Annotated in this window: 23 protein-coding genes; 15 read left to right on the top strand and 8 right to left on the bottom strand. The window is 41.2% G+C overall.

What is annotated here, in order from left to right; translation table 11 throughout:
* The first annotated feature begins 43 nt into the window (after positions 1–43).
* The 4 genes from C6W18_RS10920 to lepB all read left to right on the top strand — a co-directional run bounded on the left by C6W18_RS10920 (position 44) and on the right by lepB (position 4,397).
* The gene (locus C6W18_RS10920; protein WP_105927570.1) at positions 44–799 is read left to right on the top strand and encodes a DeoR/GlpR family DNA-binding transcription regulator; all 756 of its coding nucleotides are present in this window, start codon (positions 44–46) and stop codon (positions 797–799) included.
* A complete protein-coding gene (gene pfkB / locus C6W18_RS10915) occupies positions 796–1,707 on the top strand; it encodes a 1-phosphofructokinase (protein WP_105927569.1) in 912 nt (303 codons plus the stop codon). The genes C6W18_RS10920 and pfkB overlap by 4 nt, the downstream gene beginning before the upstream one ends.
* A 13-nt stretch (positions 1,708–1,720) precedes the next feature.
* Entirely contained in the window at positions 1,721–3,613 is a 1,893-nt protein-coding gene (locus C6W18_RS10910) for a PTS fructose transporter subunit IIABC (RefSeq protein ID WP_034324372.1), read from the top strand.
* Between the two features lie 211 nt (positions 3,614–3,824).
* Positions 3,825–4,397: a signal peptidase I gene (gene lepB, locus C6W18_RS10905; protein ID WP_034324453.1), complete on the top strand. Its 573-nt coding sequence runs from the start codon at positions 3,825–3,827 to the stop codon at positions 4,395–4,397.
* A gap of 63 nt (positions 4,398–4,460) precedes the next feature.
* Here lepB and C6W18_RS10900 read toward each other — a convergent pair whose 3' ends face one another.
* Positions 4,461–4,736 carry a hypothetical protein gene (locus C6W18_RS10900; RefSeq protein WP_034324370.1) on the bottom strand — a complete coding sequence of 92 codons (276 nt, stop codon included), beginning with the start codon at positions 4,734–4,736 and terminating at the stop codon, positions 4,461–4,463.
* A 143-nt stretch (positions 4,737–4,879) separates the two neighbouring features.
* Here C6W18_RS10900 and C6W18_RS10895 point away from each other — a divergent pair, with 143 nt between their 5' ends.
* The gene (locus C6W18_RS10895; RefSeq protein ID WP_034324367.1) at positions 4,880–6,499 is read left to right on the top strand and encodes an ABC-F family ATP-binding cassette domain-containing protein; all 1,620 of its coding nucleotides are present in this window, start codon (positions 4,880–4,882) and stop codon (positions 6,497–6,499) included.
* A gap of 38 nt (positions 6,500–6,537) precedes the next feature.
* Here C6W18_RS10895 and C6W18_RS10890 read toward each other — a convergent pair whose 3' ends face one another.
* The 3 genes from C6W18_RS10890 to mreBH all read right to left on the bottom strand — a co-directional run bounded on the left by C6W18_RS10890 (position 6,538) and on the right by mreBH (position 9,091).
* Complete coding sequence (locus C6W18_RS10890; RefSeq protein ID WP_105927568.1) at positions 6,538–7,770, bottom strand: aminopeptidase; 1,233 nt, start codon at positions 7,768–7,770, stop codon at positions 6,538–6,540.
* 107 nt (positions 7,771–7,877) lie between these two features.
* Positions 7,878–8,009, bottom strand: coding sequence for a protein YkpC (locus tag C6W18_RS20045; protein ID WP_003210922.1), 132 nt, complete (start codon positions 8,007–8,009; stop codon positions 7,878–7,880).
* 74 nt (positions 8,010–8,083) lie between these two features.
* On the bottom strand, positions 8,084–9,091 hold the full coding sequence (gene mreBH, locus C6W18_RS10885) for a rod-share determining protein MreBH (protein ID WP_099728754.1): 1,008 nt from the start codon (positions 9,089–9,091) through the stop codon (positions 8,084–8,086).
* 275 nt (positions 9,092–9,366) lie between these two features.
* On the opposite strand from mreBH, the gene abhA reads away from it, so the two are divergent.
* From abhA to ade, 5 genes are all read left to right on the top strand, one after another.
* Positions 9,367–9,645, top strand: coding sequence for a transcriptional regulator AbhA (abhA, locus tag C6W18_RS10880; protein ID WP_034325036.1), 279 nt, complete (start codon positions 9,367–9,369; stop codon positions 9,643–9,645).
* A gap of 145 nt (positions 9,646–9,790) precedes the next feature.
* Complete coding sequence (locus tag C6W18_RS10875; RefSeq protein ID WP_105927567.1) at positions 9,791–11,080, top strand: ATP-binding protein; 1,290 nt, start codon at positions 9,791–9,793, stop codon at positions 11,078–11,080.
* A gap of 4 nt (positions 11,081–11,084) precedes the next feature.
* Complete coding sequence (locus C6W18_RS10870; protein ID WP_034325041.1) at positions 11,085–11,921, top strand: gamma-glutamylcyclotransferase family protein; 837 nt, start codon at positions 11,085–11,087, stop codon at positions 11,919–11,921.
* A gap of 37 nt (positions 11,922–11,958) precedes the next feature.
* Positions 11,959–12,627 (top strand): potassium channel family protein, encoded by a 669-nt coding sequence (locus C6W18_RS10865; protein WP_008345123.1) that lies wholly within the window; start codon positions 11,959–11,961, stop codon positions 12,625–12,627.
* Positions 12,628–12,890: 263 nt separating this feature from the next.
* The gene (gene ade / locus C6W18_RS10860; RefSeq protein WP_105927566.1) at positions 12,891–14,621 is read left to right on the top strand and encodes an adenine deaminase; all 1,731 of its coding nucleotides are present in this window, start codon (positions 12,891–12,893) and stop codon (positions 14,619–14,621) included.
* 102 nt (positions 14,622–14,723) lie between these two features.
* On the opposite strand, the gene rnjA is transcribed toward ade, so the two are convergent.
* Positions 14,724–16,391 carry a ribonuclease J1 gene (rnjA, locus tag C6W18_RS10855; protein ID WP_003212511.1) on the bottom strand — a complete coding sequence of 556 codons (1,668 nt, stop codon included), beginning with the start codon at positions 16,389–16,391 and terminating at the stop codon, positions 14,724–14,726.
* Positions 16,392–16,396: 5 nt separating this feature from the next.
* Complete coding sequence (locus C6W18_RS10850) at positions 16,397–16,606, bottom strand: DNA-dependent RNA polymerase subunit epsilon (protein WP_008345114.1); 210 nt, start codon at positions 16,604–16,606, stop codon at positions 16,397–16,399.
* Positions 16,607–16,990: 384 nt separating this feature from the next.
* On the opposite strand from C6W18_RS10850, the gene C6W18_RS10845 reads away from it, so the two are divergent.
* Entirely contained in the window at positions 16,991–17,770 is a 780-nt protein-coding gene (locus tag C6W18_RS10845) for a Cof-type HAD-IIB family hydrolase (protein WP_105927565.1), read from the top strand.
* Between the two features lie 39 nt (positions 17,771–17,809).
* On the opposite strand, the gene def is transcribed toward C6W18_RS10845, so the two are convergent.
* Complete coding sequence (def, locus tag C6W18_RS10840; RefSeq protein WP_034325032.1) at positions 17,810–18,367, bottom strand: peptide deformylase; 558 nt, start codon at positions 18,365–18,367, stop codon at positions 17,810–17,812.
* Between the two features lie 112 nt (positions 18,368–18,479).
* Positions 18,480–18,659 carry a YjcZ family sporulation protein gene (locus tag C6W18_RS10835; RefSeq protein ID WP_105927894.1) on the bottom strand — a complete coding sequence of 60 codons (180 nt, stop codon included), beginning with the start codon at positions 18,657–18,659 and terminating at the stop codon, positions 18,480–18,482.
* Between the two features lie 234 nt (positions 18,660–18,893).
* Here C6W18_RS10835 and C6W18_RS10830 point away from each other — a divergent pair, with 234 nt between their 5' ends.
* From C6W18_RS10830 to C6W18_RS10815, 4 genes are all read left to right on the top strand, one after another.
* Positions 18,894–19,562: a YkyA family protein gene (locus C6W18_RS10830; protein WP_105927564.1), complete on the top strand. Its 669-nt coding sequence runs from the start codon at positions 18,894–18,896 to the stop codon at positions 19,560–19,562.
* Between the two features lie 409 nt (positions 19,563–19,971).
* Positions 19,972–21,087, top strand: coding sequence for a pyruvate dehydrogenase (acetyl-transferring) E1 component subunit alpha (gene pdhA, locus C6W18_RS10825; RefSeq protein WP_024424754.1), 1,116 nt, complete (start codon positions 19,972–19,974; stop codon positions 21,085–21,087).
* A gap of 3 nt (positions 21,088–21,090) precedes the next feature.
* Positions 21,091–22,068, top strand: a complete 978-nt coding sequence (pdhB, locus tag C6W18_RS10820; protein WP_034325029.1) for a pyruvate dehydrogenase complex E1 component subunit beta — start codon at positions 21,091–21,093, stop codon at positions 22,066–22,068.
* A 108-nt stretch (positions 22,069–22,176) separates the two neighbouring features.
* Positions 22,177–23,517, top strand: coding sequence for a dihydrolipoamide acetyltransferase family protein (locus C6W18_RS10815; protein WP_105927563.1), 1,341 nt, complete (start codon positions 22,177–22,179; stop codon positions 23,515–23,517).

Raw genomic sequence — 23,517 nt, 5'->3', positions numbered from 1 at the left:
AGGTGCGCGCAAAATGAATACGTTTTCAAGAGGGGGTGTTTTCATGTTAACACCAGAGAGACATCAACTCATTATCGACTACTTAGAAGAAAATGATGTCGTCAAAATACAGGACTTAACGATTATGACGGATGCTTCTGAATCTACAATTAGAAGAGATTTATCCGCCCTTGAAGATAAAGGCTTCCTCAAAAGAGTTCATGGGGGAGCGGCGAAGATATCGAGTATTCGTCTTGAACCAGATATATTCGAAAAATCTGCCAAAAACCTTCATGAAAAGTCATTGATTGCACAGTCAGCTGCATCCCTTTTAAAACAAGGCGATTGCATTTATTTAGATGCTGGTACGACGACACAGCAAATGATTGAATATATCGATCCAGATCAAGATATTGTTGTGGTGACAAACGGTGTCATGCACATTGAAGCACTCATGAGAAAAGGCATTTCTTTTTACCTGATAGGCGGATCGGTGAAACATCGAACAGGAGCCATGGTGGGTGCCGCAGCTTTGACAGCTATGGAAAATTACCGTTTTGACAAAAGCTTTGTTGGGACAAATGGTATTCATCCCGAGGCGGGGTTTACAACACCTGATCCAGAAGAAGCGCTCATTAAAAAAAGAGCCATGAAGCAGGCGAAAAAAACCTATATCTTATCAGATGCCTCAAAGTTTGGCGAAATATCGTTTTCAGCCTTTGCTAGTTTACAGGAAGCGACCATTATCACAAACGATGCAAAAGAGGATTCATTCGATAATTACCATGAAAAAACGGTTATAAAGGTAGTGAAAACATGATTTATACAGTTACTTTAAACCCATCAGTTGATTATATCGTACACGTGGCGGATTTTGCTGTCGGCGATTTAAATCGTTCAACCTATGACAAAAAATATCCAGGTGGTAAAGGGATCAATGTCTCAAGGCTTTTAAAACGTCACGGTGTTGAATCAAAAGCACTTGGATTCATTGGCGGATTTACAGGCACATATATTCAAGACTTTTTACAAAAAGAACAATTACAAACAGCCTTTCACAAGGTGTCAGAAGATACACGAATCAATGTGAAACTAAAAACAGGTGAAGAAACAGAAATCAACGGACTGGGTCCAACTATTACTGAAGCGCAATTTGAGTCGTTTCTATCCCAATTTACTTCATTGACTGAAGGAGATGTCGTTGTATTAGCTGGCAGCATTCCTTCTTCATTGCCCGATAACACTTATGAGCGTATTGCTGAAGTTTGTGAGCAGCAAGGTGTAAGAGTTGTCCTTGATATTTCTGGAGAAGCGTTAAAAAAAGCAGCACATATGAAACCGTTCTTAATGAAACCAAACCATCATGAGTTAGGTGAAATGTTTGAGACGAGTATTTCATCAGCGGAAGAAGCCATCCCTTATGGGAAAAAGCTGTTGGAACAAGGTGCTGAACATGTCATCGTATCCATGGCAGGAGACGGAGCCCTTTTGTTCAGTAAAGAAGGGATCTATCAGTCCAATGTTCCGAAAGGCACGCTCATCAACTCAGTTGGTGCAGGAGATTCAGTCGTTGCAGGATTTTTAGCCGGCGTTTCTAAAGGTCTTTCCATTGAAGAGTCATTTAAGCTTGGTGTCACATCAGGGAGCGCTACAGCATTTTCTGAGGAACTTGGAACAAAAGAGCTTGTCGATACACTATTACCACAAGTAAAAGTCACACGCATTTAAAGGAGGAGTCATCATGAAAATTACAGAACTACTCACGAAGCATACGATTAAGCTTCATTTAGATAGCCAGCAGAAAGAAGCAGTGATTGAAGAGCTGGTCACTGTATTAGATACAGCAGGCAAATTAAATGATAAAGAAGGCTACAAAGAAGCTGTTATCAATCGTGAAAAACAGAGCTCTACTGGTATTGGTGAAGGAATTGCGATCCCTCACGCAAAAACATCAAGTGTGAAAGAACCTGCCATTGCATTTGGCCGCTCGACTGCTGGTGTAGACTATGAATCACTAGACGGACAGCCAAGTCATCTAGTCTTTATGATTGCAGCAACTGAAGGCGCAAACAACACGCATTTAGAAGCACTTTCTCGTTTATCCACACTTCTCATGCGCGAAGAAATCCGAAAGCAGCTGCTTGAAGCGGCTACTGAAGATGAAATCATCGACATCATCAATACGCATGATCAAGACGATGAAGAAGAAGAGGAAGTAAAAGAAGAACCGGCTGTAGAAGGAAAACCTGCTAAAATTTTAGCGGTGACTGCTTGTCCAACTGGCATTGCGCATACATTTATGGCGGCAGATGCTTTGAAAGAAAAAGCAAAAGAAATGGGCGTTGACATTAAAGTTGAGACAAACGGCTCTAGTGGTATTAAACATGCCCTTACAGCAAAAGAAATTGAAGAAGCACCAGCCATCATTGTGGCAGCGGACAAGCAAGTTGAAATGGAACGCTTTAAAGGCAAACATGTCATTGAAGTACCTGTGACAGCTGGAATTCGCCGCCCGCAGGAATTGATCGAAAAAGCAATCAATCAAGATGCACCGATTTATAAAGGCTCAGGCGGAGGTTCTTCAAAAGACCAAAATGAATCATCAGGCAGCGGAAGAAGTGGATTTTATAAGCACTTAATGAGTGGCGTAAGCAACATGCTTCCATTTGTTGTCGGAGGCGGTATCCTTGTTGCGATTTCATTCTTCTGGGGAATTAACTCGGCGGATCCTAAAGACCCTTCCTTCAATTCATTTGCAGCTGTATTAAAAGGCATTGGCGGAGATAATGCGCTTGCCTTAATCGTTGCTGTATTAGCTGGATTTATCGCCATGAGTATTGCAGACCGTCCAGGTTTTGCGCCAGGTATGGTCGGTGGATTTATGGCCTCAGCTGCAGGTGCAGGATTCTTAGGCGGACTAATTGCTGGTTTCCTTGCTGGTTACATCGTGGTACTCTTGAAAAAAGTATTCACCATCGTACCGCAGTCGCTCGATGGCATTAAACCGGTTCTGCTGTATCCATTGTTCGGTATTTTCTTTACAGGCATTATCATGCATTATATTGTTAACACGCCAGTTAAAATGGTGATGGACGGATTAACACACTGGCTTGAATCACTAGGTACTGGAAACCTTGTACTAATGGGTATTATTTTAGCTGGTATGATGGCGATTGATATGGGTGGCCCAATTAACAAAGCGGCTTACACATTTGGTCTTGCTATGATTGCTGCTGGCAACTATGCACCGCATGCTGCTATTATGGCAGGCGGAATGGTTCCACCACTAGGTATTGCTCTTGCTACAACGATCTTTAGAAATAAATTCTCAAAACGTGACCGCGAAGCAGGTATTACATGCTACTTCATGGGGGCCGCTTTCATCACCGAAGGGGCGATCCCGTTTGCAGCGGCAGATCCTCTGCGTGTGATTCCTTCAGCCGTCGTTGGTGCAGCAGTTGCTGGCGGATTAACGGAATTCTTTAGAGTCACGCTTCCTGCACCGCACGGCGGACTATTCGTTATCTGGGTAACAAATCATCCGATTCTTTATATCATCAGTATCTTAATAGGTGCTGTTGTCACAGCGCTTTTACTTGGTATTTTGAAAAAACCAGTCAAACAAGAAGCGTAATTCAGAAGAGAAGCATCGTGAAGAGCGGTGCTTCTTTTTGTTTAATTATCAACAAATTAGGAAAAAATATCTAAATGAATGGTTGTCTTGTGAATTTTTAAATGACATGTGATAAAGTAAAGTTATTCAATTCACGTTTCAAGTCTTTTAGCAGAAAGTCTTAGGAGGAAGCAGTATTTTGAACGAAGAAAACAAACAAAACGAAAATGACATTCAATCTGATGCAAAGCAAGCCAAAACAGAGAAGAAAAGTTCACTGTTTGAATGGATCAAAGCCATTTTGATTGCACTTGCACTTGTCTTTCTTATCCGTACGTTCATATTTGAGCCGTATGTGGTGGAAGGAGAGTCAATGGAACCAACCCTTCATGATGGGGAAAAGCTGTTTGTCAATAAAACCATTAACTATCTCGGTGGTGTCAAACGCGGTGACATTGTCATTATAAATGGAAAAGACGGTCAAAAAATTCATTATGTAAAACGATTGGTCGGCCTTCCAGGCGACACCATTGAAATGAAGGATGATACCCTTTACATTAATGGTAAAAAAGTAGATGAGCCTTATTTAAAAGAGAACAAGGCGCATGCGAAAGAGTATGAGGTGCATTTGACAGGTGATTTTGGTCCGGTGAAAGTACCGAAAAACGATTACTTTGTGATGGGTGACAACAGACTTAATTCCATGGACAGCCGAAATGGACTCGGACTCATTGAAAAGGATCGTATTGTCGGGACATCAGAATTTGTTTTCTTCCCATTTGGCGACATTCGACAAACACAATAAAAGCACCCTTCTCAGCGCGTGAGAAAAGTGCCTGAATGGACGACCCTTAAAGAAGGGTCGTTTTTAATTTGGCGTGAGCATCGTGACAATGATCACAATGGCTAAAACAGAAGCAAACACAGACCCTGTAATGGCTAAAACGGATCGAAACAATCCGATCTTTTGATTTTCTTTTCCCCGCTTTTGTAAAAAGCGTTTGGAAAAAAGGTGGACCAGTGTGTAAATGAGAACAAGCCCAATATAAAGGCCAAAGTCCTTCGCGTTAAAGCCTGTTGCAGATAAATAAATGCCCATAAAGAAAATCAATAAACAGTATTCCATGAGTGTGAGTAATCTCAAATTGCATGAACTCCTTCAACAAATCATTCGAACTTATTATACCATAATGGACAAAAAGCTTTTGTTCTGAGAGAGAGACGTTTCTATCAAACGTTATTCATGTTATACTTCATAATGATGAATGAGTGATGGAGGATTAATAAATGATTGCAGTAAATAATGTTAGTTTGCGCTTTGCTGATCGTAAACTATTTGAAGAAGTAAATATTAAGTTCACTCCTGGCAACTGCTACGGACTAATTGGTGCCAACGGAGCTGGTAAATCAACGTTCCTAAAGATTCTTTCTGGAGAAATTGATGCTCAAACTGGCGATGTTCATATGAGCCCTGGTGAACGTTTAGCGATTTTAAAACAGAACCACTTTGAATACGAAGAGTTTGAAGTGTTAAAGGTCGTCATCATGGGTCATAAACGTCTATATGATGTGATGCAGGAAAAAGATGCGATCTATATGAAACCTGATTTCTCAGATGAAGACGGGATTCGTGCAGCGGAGCTTGAAGGTGAGTTCGCCGAGTTAAACGGTTGGGAAGCAGAAAGTGAAGCAGCGATCCTATTAAAAGGTCTTGGCATTCCAGAGAGCCTTCAATCAAAGAAAATGTCTGAGCTTGGCGGTTCTGAAAAGGTTAAAGTATTACTAGCCCAAGCTTTATTCGGTAAACCTGACGTTCTTCTTCTTGATGAGCCAACGAACCACTTGGACTTACAAGCAATTCAGTGGCTGGAAGAATTCTTAATTAACTTTGAAAATACCGTTATTGTCGTATCGCATGATCGTCACTTCTTAAACAAAGTGTGTACTCATATTGCAGACCTTGACTTTGGAAAAATCCAAGTGTATGTCGGTAACTATGATTTTTGGTATGAATCCAGCCAATTGGCACTGAAACTAAGCCAAGATGCAAATAAGAAAAAAGAAGAACAAATTAAGCAGCTTCAGGAGTTCGTTGCCCGGTTCAGTGCGAACGCTTCTAAATCGAAGCAAGCAACATCAAGAAAAAAATTGCTTGATAAAATCTCTTTAGACGACATTAAGCCATCTTCTCGTAAATATCCGTATGTTCATTTTGCGCCAGAGCGTGAAATTGGAAATGATGTCCTTCAAGTAGAAGGTCTATCCAAAACAATTGACGGTGTGAAAGTACTTGATAATGTCAGCTTTATTATGAACCGCGAAGATAAAATTGCGTTTTTAAGCCGTAATGAGCTTGCTGTGTCCACTTTATTTAAAATCCTTGCCGGTGAGATGGAGCCAGACAGCGGGACGTTTAAATGGGGCGTAACAACGTCTCAAGCCTTTTTCCCGAAAGACAATAGTGAATACTTTGAAGGAAGCGACTTAGATCTTGTGGATTGGTTACGTCAATATTCCCCTAATGATCAAAGTGAAAGCTTCTTACGAGGCTTCTTAGGACGTATGCTTTTCTCTGGAGAAGAAGTAAAGAAAAAAGCAAGCGTCTTATCAGGAGGAGAAAAGGTCCGTTGTATGTTATCAAAAATGATGCTGTCTGGAGCGAATATTCTGCTGTTAGATGAGCCGACGAACCACTTAGACCTAGAATCCATTACAGCGCTGAATAACGGCTTAATGAGCTTTAAAGGGGCTATGCTCTTCTCATCTCATGACCATCAGTTTGTTGAAACAGTTGCAAACCGTATGATCGAAGTGACGCCAAATGGCATTGTCGATAAACAAACAACATATGATGAGTTTTTAGCAGATCAAGACATTCAAAAGAGACTCAACGAACTTTATGCGTAAATCAAAAAAGACATCCAATTGTGGATGTCTTTTTTTGATTAAAAAGCCCAATTCCCGTTACGGAAGATCGGTTCACGCTTCCCGTCTTTTGTGATCCCATCAATATTCATTTCTTTTGAACCAATCATGAAATCAACGTGTGTAATGCTGCTGTTGACACCAGCTGCGTCTAATTCCTCTCGTTTCATCTCTTTTCCGCCTTCGATATTAAACGCATAACCGCTGCCGATGGCAAGGTGGTTCGATGCATTTTCATCGTAAAGTGTATTGTAATAGAGGATATTCGAGTTTGAAATCGGTGAATCATCTGGTACGAGGGCAACCTCACCTAAATAATGAGAACCTTCATCTGTTTCAACCAGTGATGTTAAAATGTCTTCGCCTTCTTTTGCTTTGACATCCACAATCCGGCCATTTTCAAAGGTCAGTGTGAATTCATCAATGATATTTCCGGCATAGCTGAGCGGCTTTGTACTTGAAACAGTACCGTTCACACCCTCTTTTTTAGGCACGGTAAATACTTCTTCTGTCGGCATATTGGCCATGAAAGATACACCGCGCTCACTCACGCTACCAGCACCTACCCATATATGCTGCTCTGGGAGCTCGATCGTTAAATCTGTACCTGGTGCTTCATAGTGCAGCTTGTGATAGTGGCGCTCATTTAATACTTTTACTTTTTCATTGAGTGACTCATCATGCTTTTTCCACGCATCAACAGGATCTGCTTGATCAGCACGAGCAACTTTAAAGATTTGATCCCATAATAAAGCGACAGCCTCTTCATCTGTCTGGTCAGGGAAAATCTTTTTCGCCCAGTCTTTTGATGCAGCACCTACGACCGTCCAAGCGACTTTGTCAGATTGAACGTATTGACGATATGTATGAAGTGCTGAACCAGCGGCCTTTTGCTGTGCAGCGATTTTTTTCGAGTCAATGCCTCGAAGAAGGTCAGGGCTTTCTGACAAGATGGTAATAAAAGCGCCCCCGCGTTTTGCGATGGTTTCCATCATCTGTGCTTCCCATTCTGGGAATTGCTCAAACACATCCTGTGGTGCATGTTCGTATTTTAGACGAGTGAGAACACCATCACTCCAGCGGATATGTACGTTTTTCGCCCCGCGCTCATACGCGTGTTTTGCCACAAGACGAACAAGGTCTACAGATTCAGTAAACGCAGATACGACCACTTCTTGTCCTTTTTGAACATTCACACCGACTTCAACGATGGTCTTTGCATATTGATCTAGTTGTTTTTTGAATGAACTCATAAAAAACCCTCCTTTAGTCATGTTCATCATATCAGATTTATGACCGAAAAGGAAAATGGGGAGCCGCTTTGAAGCCAAAATAAAAAAGCCGCTTTCGTGCGGCTTTTTTAGCGGTTCAGTTGTTTCACAGGCTGTGCATTAGAAGGCGGCATATGTGAAAACGACAGGCTCATTCCTCCTAAAATAATACCCGTTAAAATGACTGTGACAACGACCCGTTTACCTAAATCAAGCAACATGTTCTTCCTCCTTCACGTTTATCCATTTCTCACGATATGATCGAAATGATGAAAAAAGAAGTAGAACAGGAAGATTATTTTAATGTTTTTTGCAATTTGTCGATGACTTCTAATGAACGCCCCGTTCCAATCGCTACACATTCCAGCGGATTTGCCGCAATATGAACTGGAACGACAATCTCTTGAGAGAGCCATTCTTGAATTCCATTTAAAAGAGCACCACCGCCAGTTAAAATCACGCCGCGGTCTACAATATCACCACTTAGCTCTGGAGGGCTATCCTCTAAAGTGGCACGAATTGCTTCTAAAATATGAAGAAGTGATTCTCGTAGGGCGCCCTGAATTTCATGAGAATCAAGCGTGATCGTTTTTGGGAGACCTGTGACAAGATCGCGTCCACGCACTTCTAAAGACTCAGGCTCATGCTCAATGAGTCCATACCCAATTTCCATTTTCACCTGCTCCGCTGTCCGCTCTCCGATCAGTAGATTGTATTTCTTTCTTACAAACGTAATGATATCTTCATCCAGCTGATCTCCGCCAATTCGAATCGAATGACAAGAGACAACGCCGCCAAATGAAATGATCGCTACTTCGGTTGTTCCTCCGCCAATATCTACGACGACGTTTGCAACAGGCTCGTCTACCGGTAGATCAGCGCCGATTGCAGCTGCGACAGGTTCTTCAATTAAATGCACATGCTTTGCCCCGCAATTCTTTACCGCGTCACTGATCGCGCGGCGCTCGACAGCTGTTGAACCAGAAGGTGTACATACAACGACGGTCGGCTTTCTAAAGGTAAATCCAATATTCTTTCCTGCTTTTTTCATAATTTGTTTGAGTAAATCTGTTGTCATATCATAATCAGCGATGACACCGTCTTTCATCGGGCGGATCGCCACAATTTTCCCAGGAGTTTTCCCAATCATCTCTTTTGCTTCTGATCCGACTGCAAGTACAGTTTTTGTTTCTGTATCTACTGCCACGACGGACGGTTCATTTAAAATAATTCCCTTGTTTTTACTATAAACCAATATGTTAGCTGTTCCTAAATCAATTCCAATTTCGGCATTTTGAAACATGTTTTCACCCAATCTCTATTTTTGCTATTTAAACAATTTTACATTTAAAAGTTCAGAGGGCTACTGTCATTTCTGGGGGTTTGTGATGACCTTGAAATGAATCTGTAAAATTCAAGTCTCATTTTGACAATCACAATAAATTTTCCCTTTGTTTTTTCTTTTATGAAAAAAATTTTCGAGTTGGAGAAACCTTTCGTGAATCTCTTACGTCTACGATATATCAATTGGTGAATAACAGATTGATCTTGAGCTAATGAAAGAAAGAGGGAACGAAATTGAAATCTATCGGAGTCGTAAGAAAAGTAGATGAACTAGGGCGTATTGTTATGCCAATCGAATTGAGAAGAGCACTGGATATCGCAATTAAAGACAGTATGGAATTTTTTATAGATGGAGATAAAATCGTCTTGAAAAAATATCAGCCTCAAGGTGTTTGTCTCATGACTGGTGAGATTACTTCTGAGAATCATGAATATGGAAATGGTAAAATTAATTTAAGCGCTGAAGGCGCAGAACTACTGCTAAAAGAGCTGCAAGAAGCCCTTCAGCAGTAAATAAAGATAGCCTGCTCTCTTGCTTCGTGCTGAGAACAGGCTATTTTTTATGAAAAAAGTTCCTTAAAAATGCCCCATCTCCCTCAAAAAATAAGTGGAAAATGGTACAATTGACAAAGAATCTCAGGGCGGAAGGTGGAATCATTTGAACAAAACATATCAAGTGCGGATCGTGTTATCTGTTCTTGCATTTATAATACTCTTAAGCTGGGATTTCTTTTATTATCTAGGCGGCTATCAAATTAATTGGCCGCTCGATCTAGCCTTTACAGTCGTTGTTTTAGCTGGTATTTGGGTCGTCTCAGGCTATGTGGACCGGTTAAATTTACTTGTGTCAGATTTAAACAAACGAGAAAAAGAAGCACACGAACTGACAGAGCGTCTGAATCGAATAACAGATAACTTGCAAGAAATCGTCTTTGAAACAAATGAAAAGGGTCAAATCATTTTTTTAAATCAAGCATGGAAACAAATGACGGGCTACGACATAGATGAATGTTTAGGCACGATGTACAATCAGTACTTTGATCAAGAAGAGCGTGTTGTCCAACATTTGTTATCTGTAGTAAAAGAACATAAGGATGAGGGCCGAGTTGAACTGCAGCTCCTCCATAAAGAGGGAAAAAAGGTATGGGGAGACGTTCATTACAAGCTCTACTTTGATGAGCAGCACCAGTTTACTGGAGGTATTGGGACGGTTGCTGATATCACGAAACAAAAGCAGGCAAAGCTCGAGCTTGAAAGATCCAATCAGCAATTGCAAATGCAGGCGCAAAAGCTCGCTGTTGCAGGACAAATAGCCGCTGGAATTGCTCATGAAGTCAGAAATCCACTGACATCCGTAAACGGCTTTTTGCAGTTGATGAAAACACAATATCCCGAAAGAACCGATTATTTTGACATTATCTTTTCCGAAATTAAACGGATTGATTTTGTTTTAAGCGAGCTGCTTGTGTTAGCAAAGCCTCAATCGGTTAATTTTCAAGAAGTCCAGCTTCATGAGCTGTTAGAACAGGTGATTACCCTGCTCAAAACAAATGCAGTTCTTTCAAATATTGACCTCAAGCAGCCATTTAAAAAGCAGGATGCTGGGGTCATCTTAGCAGATGCCAATCAAATGAAGCAGCTGTTCATTAATTTAATCAAAAATGCCATTGAGGCAATGCCTGAAGGCGGCAGCATATACATATCAACAGAGAAAGTGATGAATGAATGGGAAATCACCATTCAAGATGAAGGAAAAGGAATGTCTGAAGAGGATATTCAGAAAATATATGACCCTTTCTTCTCAACCAAAAAAGAAGGGACAGGGCTTGGTCTGACCATCTGTGCGACGATTTTAAAAGATCATCACGGTAGAATGGAAGTATCCAGTGAGCTGGGAAAAGGCACAGCTTTTCAGATTTATTTACCTGTGTGTCAAAAAAGGACGTGATTTCATGACGATGAAAACTTTATTTGTATATGGGACGCTTCTAAAACATGAAGAGCACCACGAGGCGTACATGAAAGAAAGCAGCCCATTAGCTAAATCAGCTTGGATAAATGGAAGGTTATACGATACAGGTGCAGGATACCCTGCGTGTATTCTCGCGGGAAAAAGCACAGTGTATGGGGAATTGTATGAGGTGACCGCTGAAACATTGAATAAGTTAGACGCGCTAGAGGAAGGGTATGACAAGCAGGAAATGGATGTCATGACAGATCAAGGACCAAAGGCGGCTGTTGCATACACATTATCAGAGCAGAAGGCATCAGGGCTGAAAGAAATTGAGAGCGGCAGCTGGAAAGAATACAGACTGTGGCAGCGTAAGCCGTTATCCTTCTATTATTTTGCCTATGGCTCCTGTATGGATGATGCAAGGTTTAAGCTAGCTAAAGTCGATCATTACTTCAAACGAATCGTCGGCGGTGGTGCACTTGACCGTTTTACAACTAGATTTACATTGGTGCGGCCTGATGGTTCAAGAGCCGATATGGTAGAAGATGGCGGAGAAACAGAGGGTGTTTTATATGAGGTGCCTTTTGATGCCATTCGTTATTTATACAAACGAGAGGGTGTATATGAGGGCACTTATCGTCCAGCTTTTGTCGATGTCAAAATGGGTGATCAAGTATATGAGGATTGTTTAACCTTTCTCGTCCTTCAAAAGAGCGAAGAAATCGCTCCACCAGGTCATTATCGAAGTGAAATCGAAAAAGGAGCAGACCTTTACTTAAGTGAAGCGTTCCGCAAAAAAATTCGTTCGCATATGGATTCATTAATCAAACCGTAGTAAAATGCATGGTAAGTGACATAAAAGGAGTCTGAACATGAAAAAGGAATATGCAGTCATTGGTCTTGGACGCTTTGGCGGAAGTATTTGCAAGGCGCTGAGCGAAGAAGGACTTGAAGTGATGGCCATGGATATGAACGAAGATCGAGTGAACGAATACGCTAAAATTGCTTCACATGCGGTGATCGGTGATTCGACGGACGAATCTGTTTTAAAAAATCTAGGCATTCGCAATTTTGATCATGTCATCGTCGCGATTGGAGAAAACATTCAGGCAAGTATTTTAACAACGATTATGCTGAAAGAGCTTGGCGTCAAAATGGTTACAGTGAAAGCGCAAAATGACTACCATGAAAAAGTACTCAACAAAATTGGAGCGGATCGTATTGTTCATCCAGAGCGAGACATGGGTAGGCGGATTGCACATAAAATCATTTCCAACAACGTGCTGGATTATCTCGAGCTGTCAGATGAGTATAGCCTCATTGAAATCGTTGCAAACAGTAGGCTCGCCGGGCATTCTCTTTTAGATCTCGATATTAGAGCAAGATACGGCATCAATATTGTAGCGATTAAGCGCGGAAAAGAAGTCATCGTTTCCCCGCTTGCAGATGAAATGATCCAAAAAGAAGATATCCTCATCGTCATTGGGGCAGTAGCAGATATTGGCCGGTTTGAAAAAAGAGAAATGCAGAACGACTATTAAACACTCCGAGGGCGGGGTGTTTTTTTATATCGTTGTGTACACGTCAAGCGGACAGTTCAGAGAGGAAAAGAATTTGAAATGTGCTCATTTTGCTATGAATAACAGCAAAAATGTCCGACTATATTTTTCATGCAATTATCACTATTCAGAAATAAAAGTCAGTCCTTTTATATGGTTGATTTTCTCTAAATGTCATTGACTGGGCAAACAGATTCGTTTACGATAAGTAACATTATATTGTTTACTTGGAGGAGGCAGTGTCGTTGGATAAGGAGCTTTTCAGACATCAAATTGAGGTAGCTGCAAAGAGAAAAAAAGCAGCCCTAGTGATTAAACATGCGAAGGTTATGGACGTGTTTAACCAGGAATGGATAGACGCTGATGTCGCTGTTGAAAATGGAAAAATAGTAGGAATTGGAGAATACGAGGGAGAAAAGGAGCTAGATGCAGCTGGTCAAATGCTTGTACCTGGTTTTATAGACGGTCACGTTCATATCGAGTCCTCCATGGTGACCCCTGCTGAATTCTCCAAAGCTGTCGTTCCACGCGGTGTGACAACTGTCGTAACAGACCCGCATGAAATTGCCAATGTTTCGGGTATAACAGGCATCCGTTTTATGATGGAAGAAGCGAGAAAAGCTGCCTTAAATATATATTTTATGCTGCCGTCCTGTGTGCCGGCTGTCAGCTTTGAACGATCAGGTGCTACACTAAAAGCAAATGATTTAAAGCCTCTTTATCAAGAGAAAGAGGTTCTTGGTCTTGCTGAGGTGATGGACTATGTCGGTGTAGAGCAGGCAGAAGAAGATATGCTTCAAAAACTGCTCGATGCTCAAAACGAGAATAAATTAATTGATGGCCACCTAGCAGGCTTAACGGACCGATTAATAAACGTCTACCGGACTGCGAATGTCCAAACAGATCATGAGGTGACAACAGCTCAGGAAGCCCTTGAACGTGTAAAACGAGGTATGTATGTCATGCTGAGAGAAGGGTCTGTTGCCAAAAACGTGAAAAATGTTTTACCAGCTGTCAATGAGAAGAATGCGAGACGCTTTTTCTTTTGTACCGATGATAAACATTTAGATGATTTAATGGCTCAAGGAAGTATTGATGAACAAATACGTATGTCCATCAAAGAAGGATTGGACCCCTTTTTAGCGTATCAAATGGGGAGTTTAAACGCCGCAGAGTGTTTTGGCCTCAATACAAAGGGAGCTATTGCACCAGGCTTTGATGCTGATTTTATGCTAGTTTCTGACCTTCATCAAGTAGACATCTCAAGCGTATTTATTGCTGGTGAGTTGATCTCTCAGCATGGAGATTACCAGCCAAGTGTTGGAAAGATCGCACCGAATCCTTCATTATTGCAATCTGTACATGCAGTGGATGTTCAAGATAAAGATCTTGCACTGCCTATCACAGACCATCAAAAGATGAATGTCATTCGCATTATTCCAAATCAGCTTGAAACGAAATTAGAACAAGTATCTCCTTCAGAAATCAATGGACAATTTACTAGTGATACAGAAAGAGATGTATTAAAAATGGTGCTTGTCGAACGTCATCAAGGTCTATCTGAAATTGGGGTAGGGGTTGTCAGTGGCTTTGGCTTAAAAAAGGGAGCTATTGCAACAACTGTGGCGCATGATTCTCATAACTTAATTGCCGTTGGCACAAATGATGCTGATATGATCAAAGCCATTGAGACGTTAAAAGAAGCAGGCGGCGGATTGACCGTTGTGAGGGACGGCCAGCCTCTCCATACGCTTCCATTACCGATCTCTGGTTTATTATCAGATCAGCCAGCACATCTGGTAAATGAAAGTCTTCATGCACTCCATGAAGCGTTGAAAGAAACAGGTTTTGCCTTAGATTTTAATCCATTTTTGACGTTATCCTTCTTGGCACTCCCAGTCATTCCTGATGTAAAAATGACGACAAAGGGATTGTTTGATGTCAGAAGCTTTCAGCATCTCCCGATTCAATCATAAAAGAATGAATGAGAAACCGCATGTATATTTGTATATATGCGGTTTTTTCATGCTGGACGAAAAAAAGAGACACAAGCCATTGGCTTCTGTCTCTTTGTCTGATTAAACTTCCATAATAATCGGTAAGATCATTGGGCGGCGTCTTGTTTTTTCATAAAGGAAAGGTGCAAGTGTGTCAGTAATTTCGTTTTTAATTTCTGACCATTGTGTTGTCTTGCGTTCCATCACTTTTTCAAGATGCTTTGAAATCAAATCCTGTGCGTCATTGATGAGGTCTCCAGATTCTCTCATGTAGACAAAACCTCTTGAGATCAAATCAGGACCAGCAGAGATTTTGAATTCTTTCATGTCCATGCTGACAACAACAATGACAAGACCTTCTTCTGAAAGAATGCGGCGGTCTCTTAATACGATGTTTCCGATATCACCAATGCCGCTTCCGTCGATATACACGTTACCTGATGGAATTTTGCCAGCGACACTTGCTTCGTCACCTTTCAGTGCAAGAACTTCACCGTTATCCATGATAAAGCAGTTTTCCTCAGGAATTCCGCAATCATTCGCAAGTTTAATATGCGTTTTTTGCATGCGGTATTCACCGTGAATTGGCATGAAGAATTTTGGTTTAATTAAACGGAGCATCAGTTTTTGTTCTTCTTGTCCGCCGTGACCAGATGTATGAATATTATTTAGTGAGCCATGAATGACTTCAGCGCCAGCACGGTAAAGCTGGTTGATGGTACGGCTTACGCTAATATTGTTACCTGGGATCGGTGAAGATGAGAAGACAACAGTGTCTCCGGGATTAATGGAAATCTGGCGGTGAGTACCGTTCGCAATACGAGAAAGAGCTGCCATCGGTTCACCCTGGCTGCCAGTACAAAGAATGGTGACTTTGTTTGCTGGAAGTCGGTTGATTTCATTATGTTCAATGAACGTGTTTTTTGGACATTTAATATAGCCAAGATCTTGTCCAATATCAATTGCAGACTCCATACTGCGCCCAAACACAGCGACTTTTCGGCCGTTGGCAACAGCGGACTCAATGACTTGCTGAAGTCTGTGAATGTTTGAAGCAAACGTTGCAAAGATAATTCGTCCATCTACTTTTCTAAAGATGTCATCAATGCTTTCACCTACGCGTCTTTCAGACATCGTAAATTCTGGGATTTCACTGTTTGTACTGTCAGATAGAAGACAAAGGACACCTTCTTTACCGATCTCAGCCATTTTCGTTAAATTGGCAGGCTCGCCAACAGGGGTAAAGTCAAACTTGAAATCACCTGTATGTACGATGTTACCAGGAGGTGTCTTCACGACAATTCCGTAAGAATCTGGAATACTGTGCGTTGTTCTAAAGAAAGACACAGCTGTTTTTCTAAATTTAATGGTATCTTCTTCTTCATAAATGTGAAGTTTCGTCTGTCTCAAGAGACCATGCTCTTCCAATTTATTACGAAGTAGGCCGATTGCGAGTTTGCCTCCGTAAACTGGAATATTCACTTGCTTGAGAAGGTAAGGGATACCGCCGATGTGGTCTTCATGTCCGTGAGTGATGAATAGACCTTTGATTTTATCTTCGTTTTTAACTAAGTACGTATAGTCAGGGATGACGTAATCAATTCCGAGAAGCTCATCTTCAGGGAACTTAATACCAGCATCAATTAAAATGATTTCATCTTGAAATTGAACGCCATACGTGTTTTTACCGATCTCGCCTAATCCGCCGAGCGCAAAAACTGCCGCCTGATCGTTTTTAACAAATTTCATTCCTCTCATAGCTCCAATACTTTAAAATTTTCACTTTCTCGTTCATAGTCTAAAAAAGCACCGTCTACAGGCTGAATGAATTCAATATTGTAGTTATGTTTTTTCAACTTATCGCGTACGTCTCTTTCAGAAACCGCTTCAACGTATAGTGAATCTGTGTGTTCTCTTACAGGTACCTCAGTAGTACTTGCCTGAAAAAATACCTTATATATCATCCAAATCTCTCCTTAAATACCGTATGTTACACTCGCTTATTCTATTATATTAAAAAAACGCGCATAAGAAAAGGCTCTGAGAAAAAAGGACCTTCAGCAAATGTGCGGAAGATCCTTTTAAGCAATCGATTTTTTACGAAGCATGTCCTTCCATTGTCTTCGAATTTTCTTGCGTAAACGACGAAGCATCGCTGCTCGCCTCCTTTCGTTTAGGATAGCAAGTTCCGTTCTCTCTTTATACTTGTATTATATGATGTTTCCATTGAATGTTACATGGTTATATGTGGGAAATAGGCGTTTTAAAAGGTATTGGTTTCGAAAGCGGACATCTTTCTGTATGATGAAGGGGAGAGTGTGTACATAACGAGAGACAGGAGACGAGATATGAATAAAAAAGTCATCTTCTTTGATATCGACGGTACTTTATATGATCATGATAAAAAAATACCTGAATCAACGAAGCGAGCTGTTCGTTTATTAAAAGAAAAAGGACATCATCTATTCATTGCATCTGGCCGTTCACCTTTTTTGATTCAACCTATTTTACATGAATTGGAACTTGACTCATTTATTGCTTATAACGGTCAGTATGTCATGTATGAGGGAGAAGTCATTTACGGCAATCCGCTCAAACAGGAGCTGATGGAGCAAATTTATGAAACAGCGGATCGTCATGATCACCCGCTTGTTTTCATGGGGGAAGAAACGATGAAGGCTTCTGTGCCGAACCATCCGTTTATCCATGAAGGAATTGGAACGTTAAAAACAGAGCACCCCGAGCATGATTTGTCTTTCTTTAAAGAAAACGACATTTATCAAATGCTGCTATTTTGTAAGGCAGAAGAGGAAGTCCAATATGAGGCGTTCCGCGAGAAAATTGACCTTGTCAGATGGCACGAGCTGTCAACCGACGTCTTGCCAAAGGGCGGATCAAAAGCTGAAGGAATGAAACGAGTCATCGAAAGGCTGCCTTACGATCAAAAGGATACAGTTGCCTTTGGAGACGGTCTGAACGATAGAGAAATGATTTCGTTCGCTGGAACAGGCGTTGCCATGGGAAATGCTGTGAGTGAATTAAAAGCATTGGCTGATTTTGTGACAAAGCCAGTAGATGAGGGCGGTATATTCCATGCAGTGACTCATTTAGGCCTCATTGAAGAATAAAAAAAGAAGACCCTTAAGTTGCTGGGTCTTCTTTTTATTTTATGATCTACCGATCGCAACAGAGTTGTCTGGCTCGGCGAATGGCTGATCCTTTTGAATATGATCATAAAACATGATGCCGTTCAGGTGGTCAATTTCATGCTGAAAGACGATGGCAGGGAACCCTTTTAAGCGGATATCAATGTCGTCCCCTTCAAGCGTTGTAGCCCTTACCCTGATTTTTTCATAACGGGGGACGAATCCAGGGATGGCTTCATCAACAGATAAGCAGCCTTCTCCAGTAGCCAAATAAGCTCTTTTGACTGAATGACTGACAATTCGAGGGTTGAACAGGGCATAGCTGTATTGCTGCCCATCCTCATCCTCACAGTGAACAGCAATCATACGTTTACTAATATTGATCTGCGGAGCTGCTAGTCCTACACCGGGTCTCAGTCCATATTTTTCAGCAATGTCTTCATCCTGACTATTTTTAACGAATTCGATCATATCAGCTAATTGCTGTTTTTCTTCTTCTGTTGGCGGGAGTTCGACCGCTTCAGCTGTTTGCCTTAAGACGGGATGTCCGTCCCTTACGATATCATCCATGGTAATCACAAAACTTCACTCCTATTTCCTTTGTATGTAAAGTATATAAAATGATACACAACATATGCAATGAAATAAAGAAGACCGGTCGTATGAGACCGGTCAGAGGCTTAAACAGCCATTAGCAGCAACCGCCGCCGCCTAAGAATGCTGCGCCTACAATGATTAATAGGATGAATAGGACGACGATTAAAGCGAATGTACGTCCGCCACCGTATCCGCACCCACCACCATAACCATAACTTGGGTAACAACAGCCGCCACCGTATCCATACCCGTAACCGCCGTATCCACCATACATACTTCCATGACTATAATTAGACATATTTTTGACCTCCTTTGGAAATACACTTGGCCTCTCAGAAGTGAAGGCGAAGCGTGTAATATAAACTATGTATGAATGCACTATTTGTATAGTCATGAGCCTATAGGTTGAAAAAAATCTTCTTCCCCCTAAAAAGGCTAACCTCTTTCCTTGTCACAAACGCCTATAAAAATTATAGTGGTATGTGGAGATATAAAGGGGGACCTTGTGATGAGACAGAGGAAAAGAAGCATGAAAGCAAGTGCTGCTTTAGCGGCGATATGTACCCTCTTGCTTGCGGGATGCGGAGGTCAAAGTCCGTTCAATGAGATGCAAGATGCGATGACGAAAATGAGCGAAAAAGAGGCGTCCTTTGAAAAAGAGCAGGGCACACTAGAAAACTATGAGAAAAAAGAGCATCAGCTGTATACGAAAATGATTCAAACAACAAAGGATCATACAAAAACAGTGTCAAGCCTTTCTGATCAGGCGTTAGCATCAGCTGCGAAGCGAGAAGAACATTTAAAAACAGAAAAAGACAGCATGGATGAATCGAAAAAAGAATTGCAAACTGTAAAAGAATCTGCCGGACGGATAAAAGATGCGGAATTAAAAGACAAAGCAGAACAAACGGTGAAATCAATCGAGAAGAGATATGCGTCGTACGATCAGCTTTACCGTGAGTATCAACAGGCGTTGAAACAAGACCAGCATTTGTATCAATCTTTAAAGAAGAAAGACTTAGGATACAGGGAGCTAAAATCCAAGCTGAAGACAGTGAATCGTTCTTACAGCAAGGTCAGAAAAGAAAGCAAGAAGTTCAATCAATATACAGACCAATTGAACGAACATAAACAGGCTTTATACAAAGCGGCAGATAAAGAGTCAAAAAGGAGCTGAAAAACAGCTCTTTTCTTATTTTTCGACAAAAACAAACATTTGCTATTGTAGTACAGTAGTACACTCTATACTAGTACAGTTCGTGCTGTTCGTTAAACAGATTGATACAGATCACCATAAAAAGTAAAGCGAATACATTTATTTAAATAAAGCCGTTAAATCAATTGACGGACTATTTTTCTTGTTGTAAACTAATCCTTGTTAACAGAAGTTGTATTAGTTTTTTGTGAACTATCGTTAATACAGTTAGAAGGGCTCAAAAGTAAGCGATCATCCAATGTTTCGACAACCCTCTTTGTGGCTATTATAAACAGGAGTCATATGAGTATTTTGGGTTATCCTATATCTGTATGTATAAATGGATTCACGACAAATTGACTGTTAAAAGAAAGGAAGAGGTGACTTTAGAATGGCTGCAAAAACAAAAAAAGCAATTGTTGATAGCAAAAAGCAATTTGATGCCATCAAAAAGCAGTTTGAAACGTTTCAAATTTTAAACGAAAAAGGCGAAGTCGTAAACGAAGCGGCAATGCCGGATCTTTCAGATGACCAATTAAAAGAATTAATGCGCCGTATGGTGTTTACACGTGTATTAGATCAACGTTCAATTTCATTGAACCGTCAAGGACGTCTTGGCTTCTATGCGCCAACAGCTGGACAAGAAGCTTCTCAGCTTGCAACTCACTTTGCACTTGAGAAAGAAGATTTCATTCTTCCAGGATATCGTGATGTACCACAATTAATCTGGCATGGTCTGCCACTAACAAAAGCATTCTTGTTCTCTCGTGGACATTTTGTTGGTAACCAAATGCCTGAAGATGTGAATGCACTTTCTCCGCAAATCATTATCGGTGCACAAATCATTCAAGCTGCTGGTGTAGCTCTTGGTTTGAAAAAGCGCGGTAAAAAAGCTGTTGCAATTACTTACACAGGTGATGGCGGAGCTTCACAAGGTGATTTCTACGAAGGTATTAACTTTGCAGGGGCTTACAAAGCGCCAGCGATTTTTGTTGTCCAAAACAACAGATATGCGATTTCTACACCTGTTGAAAAGCAATCTGCTGCACAAACGATTGCACAAAAAGCAGCTGCAGCTGGTATCGTAGGCGTACAAGTTGACGGTATGGATGCATTAGCTGTATATGCAGCGACTGCTGAAGCTCGTGAGCGTGCTGTAAATGGTGAAGGTCCAACATTAATCGAAACTCTTACATTCCGTTACGGCCCACATACAATGGCTGGTGACGATCCAACTAGATATCGTACAAAAGAAGATGAAAACGAGTGGGAGCAAAAAGATCCATTGGTACGCTACCGCAAATTCTTGGAAAACAAAGGACTATGGTCTGAAGAAGAAGAGAATAAAGTCATCGAAGATGCAAAAGAACAAATCAAACAAGCAATCAAAGAAGCTGACGAACAGCCTAAGCAAAAAGTCACTGACTTGATTGAAAACATGTACGATGTGAAACCATTCAACCTAGTTGAACAGCTTGAAATTTACAAACAGAAGGAGTCGAAGTAAGCCATGGCGCAAATGACAATGATTCAAGCGATCACTGATGCGTTACGCACAGAACTGAAAAATGACGAAAACGTTCTCGTTTTCGGAGAAGACGTTGGTAAAAACGGCGGCGTATTCCGTGCGACTGAAGGATTGCAAAAAGAGTTTGGTGAGGATCGTGTATTCGATACTCCACTTGCTGAATCTGGTATTGGCGGTCTTGCAATTGGCCTTGGACTACAAGAATTCCGCCCAGTAATGGAAATTCAATTCTTCGGATTCGTTTTCGAAGTATTAGATTCTGTTTCTGGACAAATGGCTCGTATGCGTTACCGTTCTGGCGGACGCTGGCATTCTCCAGTGACAATCCGTTCTCCATTCGGTGGAGGAGTTCATACACCTGAGCTTCACGCTGACAGCTTAGAAGGTCTTGTAGCACAACAGCCTGGTATCAAGGTTGTTATTCCTTCAACACCTTACGATGCAAAAGGACTATTAATTTCTGCAATTCGCGACAACGATCCAGTTGTATTCCTTGAGCATATGAAACTTTATCGCTCTTTCCGTCAGGAAGTTCCTGAAGAAGAGTACACAATTGAAATCGGTAAAGCTGACGTGAAACGTGAAGGTTCTGACCTTTCAATCATTACTTACGGTGCAATGGTTCACGAATCACTTAAAGCTGCTGAAGAACTTGAAAAAGAAGGCATTTCTGCTGAAGTGATCGACCTTCGTACAGTAAGCCCGCTTGATATTGAAACAATCATCGCTTCTGTTGAAAAAACAGGCCGTGCAATCGTTGTTCAAGAAGCACAAAAACAAGCTGGTATTGCTGCAAACGTAGTAGCTGAAATCAATGACAGAGCAATCCTTAGCCTAGAAGCACCAGTACTTCGTGTAGCTGCACCTGATACTGTGTTTGCTTTCTCTCAAGCTGAAACTGTATGGCTTCCAAACCATAAAGACGTGCTTGAAACAGCTAAAAAAGTTCTTGAATTTTAATTAAATGACAGGGGGGAAAAGAATTTATTTCTCTTCCCCTTTATCAATTACATGATCGTGTAATGTTTACACAACAAGGGTTCAACAAAATCTAGGAGGCGAAAAACAGTGGCATTTGAATTTAAACTTCCGGACATCGGAGAAGGTATCCACGAAGGTGAGATCGTTAAGTGGTTTGTAAAACCTAACGACGAAATCAATGAAGATGACGTTTTAGCAGAGGTACAAAACGATAAAGCAGTTGTAGAAATTCCTTCACCTGTTAAAGGAAAAGTATTAGAATTAAAAGTTGAAGAGGGAACAGTTGCAACTGTAGGACAAACAATCATTACGTTTGATGCACCTGGTTACGAAAATCTTCAATTTAAAGGCAGCGAAGAAGAAGGCGAAGCAAAAACTGAAGCTCAAGTACAAGGTACTGCTGAAGCTGGTAACGAGCCAGAGAAGAAAGAAGTAGCACAAGAAGAAGCGACAGCAGCAACTGGCGCAGGCGCACAAGAGCAAGTAGATGCTGATCCAAACAAGCGCGTAATTGCTATGCCATCTGTACGTAAATACGCTCGTGAAAAAGGCGTTGAAATTTACAAAGTTGCAGGTACTGGTAAAAACGGCCGTGTCTTAAAAGAAGATATCGACAGCTTCGTTAATGGTGGTTCTGTAACTCAAGAAGCAGCACCTCAAGCAGCTGAAAGTGCGAAAGAAGAAGCAGCTCCAAAAGCGGCAGCGGCTCCAGTTCTAGAAGGAGAATTCCCAGAAACTCGCGAGAAAATGAGCGGAATCCGCAAAGCGATCGCTAAAGCAATGGTGAACTCTAAGCATACAGCTCCTCACGTAACATTAATGGATGAAGTTGATGTAACAAACCTTGTTGCACATCGTAAACAATTCAAACAAGTTGCAGCTGATCAAGGAATCAAGTTAACTTACTTGCCTTACGTTGTAAAAGCTCTAACTTCTGCTTTGAAAAAGTACCCAGTACTTAACACTTCTATCGATGATAAAACAGATGAAGTTGTTCAAAAGCATTACTACAACATCGGAATTGCAGCTGACACTGAAAAAGGCTTGCTTGTTCCAGTTGTGAAAAATGCAGATCGCAAAGCGATTTTCGAAGTGTCTAACGAAATCAATGAGCTTGCAACAAAAGCACGTGATGGTAAATTGGCTCCAGCTGAAATGAAAGGTGCATCTTGCACAATCACAAACATCGGTTCTGCTGGTGGACAATGGTTTACTCCAGTCATCAACCACCCAGAAGTAGCGATCCTTGGTATTGGCCGTATCGCTGAAAAAGCGGTTGTTCGTGATGGCGAAATCGTTGCAGCTCCAGTCTTAGCTCTTTCCCTAAGCTTTGACCACCGTATGATTGACGGAGCTACTGCGCAAAATGCCCTTAACCACATCAAGCGTTTGTTGAATGATCCACAATTAATTTTAATGGAGGCGTAA

It is taken from the genome of Bacillus sp. LLTC93 (assembly GCF_002993125.1).
Taxonomy (GTDB): Bacteria; Bacillota; Bacilli; order Bacillales; family Bacillaceae; genus Bacillus; species Bacillus zhangzhouensis.
This window is presented reverse-complemented; position numbering and strand designations above follow the sequence as displayed.

Excerpts from the sequence above, each read along its gene's own strand:
- rnjA (WP_003212511.1), bottom strand. The coding sequence starts at position 16,391 with ATGAAATTTGTTAAAAACGATCAGGCGGCAGTTTTTGCGCTCGGCGGA.
- C6W18_RS10845 (WP_105927565.1), top strand. The coding sequence starts at position 16,991 with ATGAATAAAAAAGTCATCTTCTTTGATATCGACGGTACTTTATATGAT.
- C6W18_RS10870 (WP_034325041.1), top strand. The coding sequence starts at position 11,085 with ATGACGATGAAAACTTTATTTGTATATGGGACGCTTCTAAAACATGAA.
- pdhA (WP_024424754.1), top strand. The coding sequence starts at position 19,972 with ATGGCTGCAAAAACAAAAAAAGCAATTGTTGATAGCAAAAAGCAATTT.
- pdhB (WP_034325029.1), top strand. The coding sequence starts at position 21,091 with ATGGCGCAAATGACAATGATTCAAGCGATCACTGATGCGTTACGCACA.
- C6W18_RS10835 (WP_105927894.1), bottom strand. The coding sequence starts at position 18,659 with ATGTATGGTGGATACGGCGGTTACGGGTATGGATACGGTGGCGGCTGT.
- C6W18_RS10920 (WP_105927570.1), top strand. The coding sequence starts at position 44 with ATGTTAACACCAGAGAGACATCAACTCATTATCGACTACTTAGAAGAA.
- C6W18_RS20045 (WP_003210922.1), bottom strand. The coding sequence starts at position 8,009 with ATGTTGCTTGATTTAGGTAAACGGGTCGTTGTCACAGTCATTTTAACG.
- C6W18_RS10850 (WP_008345114.1), bottom strand. The coding sequence starts at position 16,606 with ATGATATATAAGGTATTTTTTCAGGCAAGTACTACTGAGGTACCTGTA.
- C6W18_RS10895 (WP_034324367.1), top strand. The coding sequence starts at position 4,880 with ATGATTGCAGTAAATAATGTTAGTTTGCGCTTTGCTGATCGTAAACTA.
- C6W18_RS10890 (WP_105927568.1), bottom strand. The coding sequence starts at position 7,770 with ATGAGTTCATTCAAAAAACAACTAGATCAATATGCAAAGACCATCGTT.
- C6W18_RS10830 (WP_105927564.1), top strand. The coding sequence starts at position 18,894 with ATGAGACAGAGGAAAAGAAGCATGAAAGCAAGTGCTGCTTTAGCGGCG.
- C6W18_RS10910 (WP_034324372.1), top strand. The coding sequence starts at position 1,721 with ATGAAAATTACAGAACTACTCACGAAGCATACGATTAAGCTTCATTTA.
- mreBH (WP_099728754.1), bottom strand. The coding sequence starts at position 9,091 with ATGTTTCAAAATGCCGAAATTGGAATTGATTTAGGAACAGCTAACATA.
- C6W18_RS10865 (WP_008345123.1), top strand. The coding sequence starts at position 11,959 with ATGAAAAAGGAATATGCAGTCATTGGTCTTGGACGCTTTGGCGGAAGT.
- pfkB (WP_105927569.1), top strand. The coding sequence starts at position 796 with ATGATTTATACAGTTACTTTAAACCCATCAGTTGATTATATCGTACAC.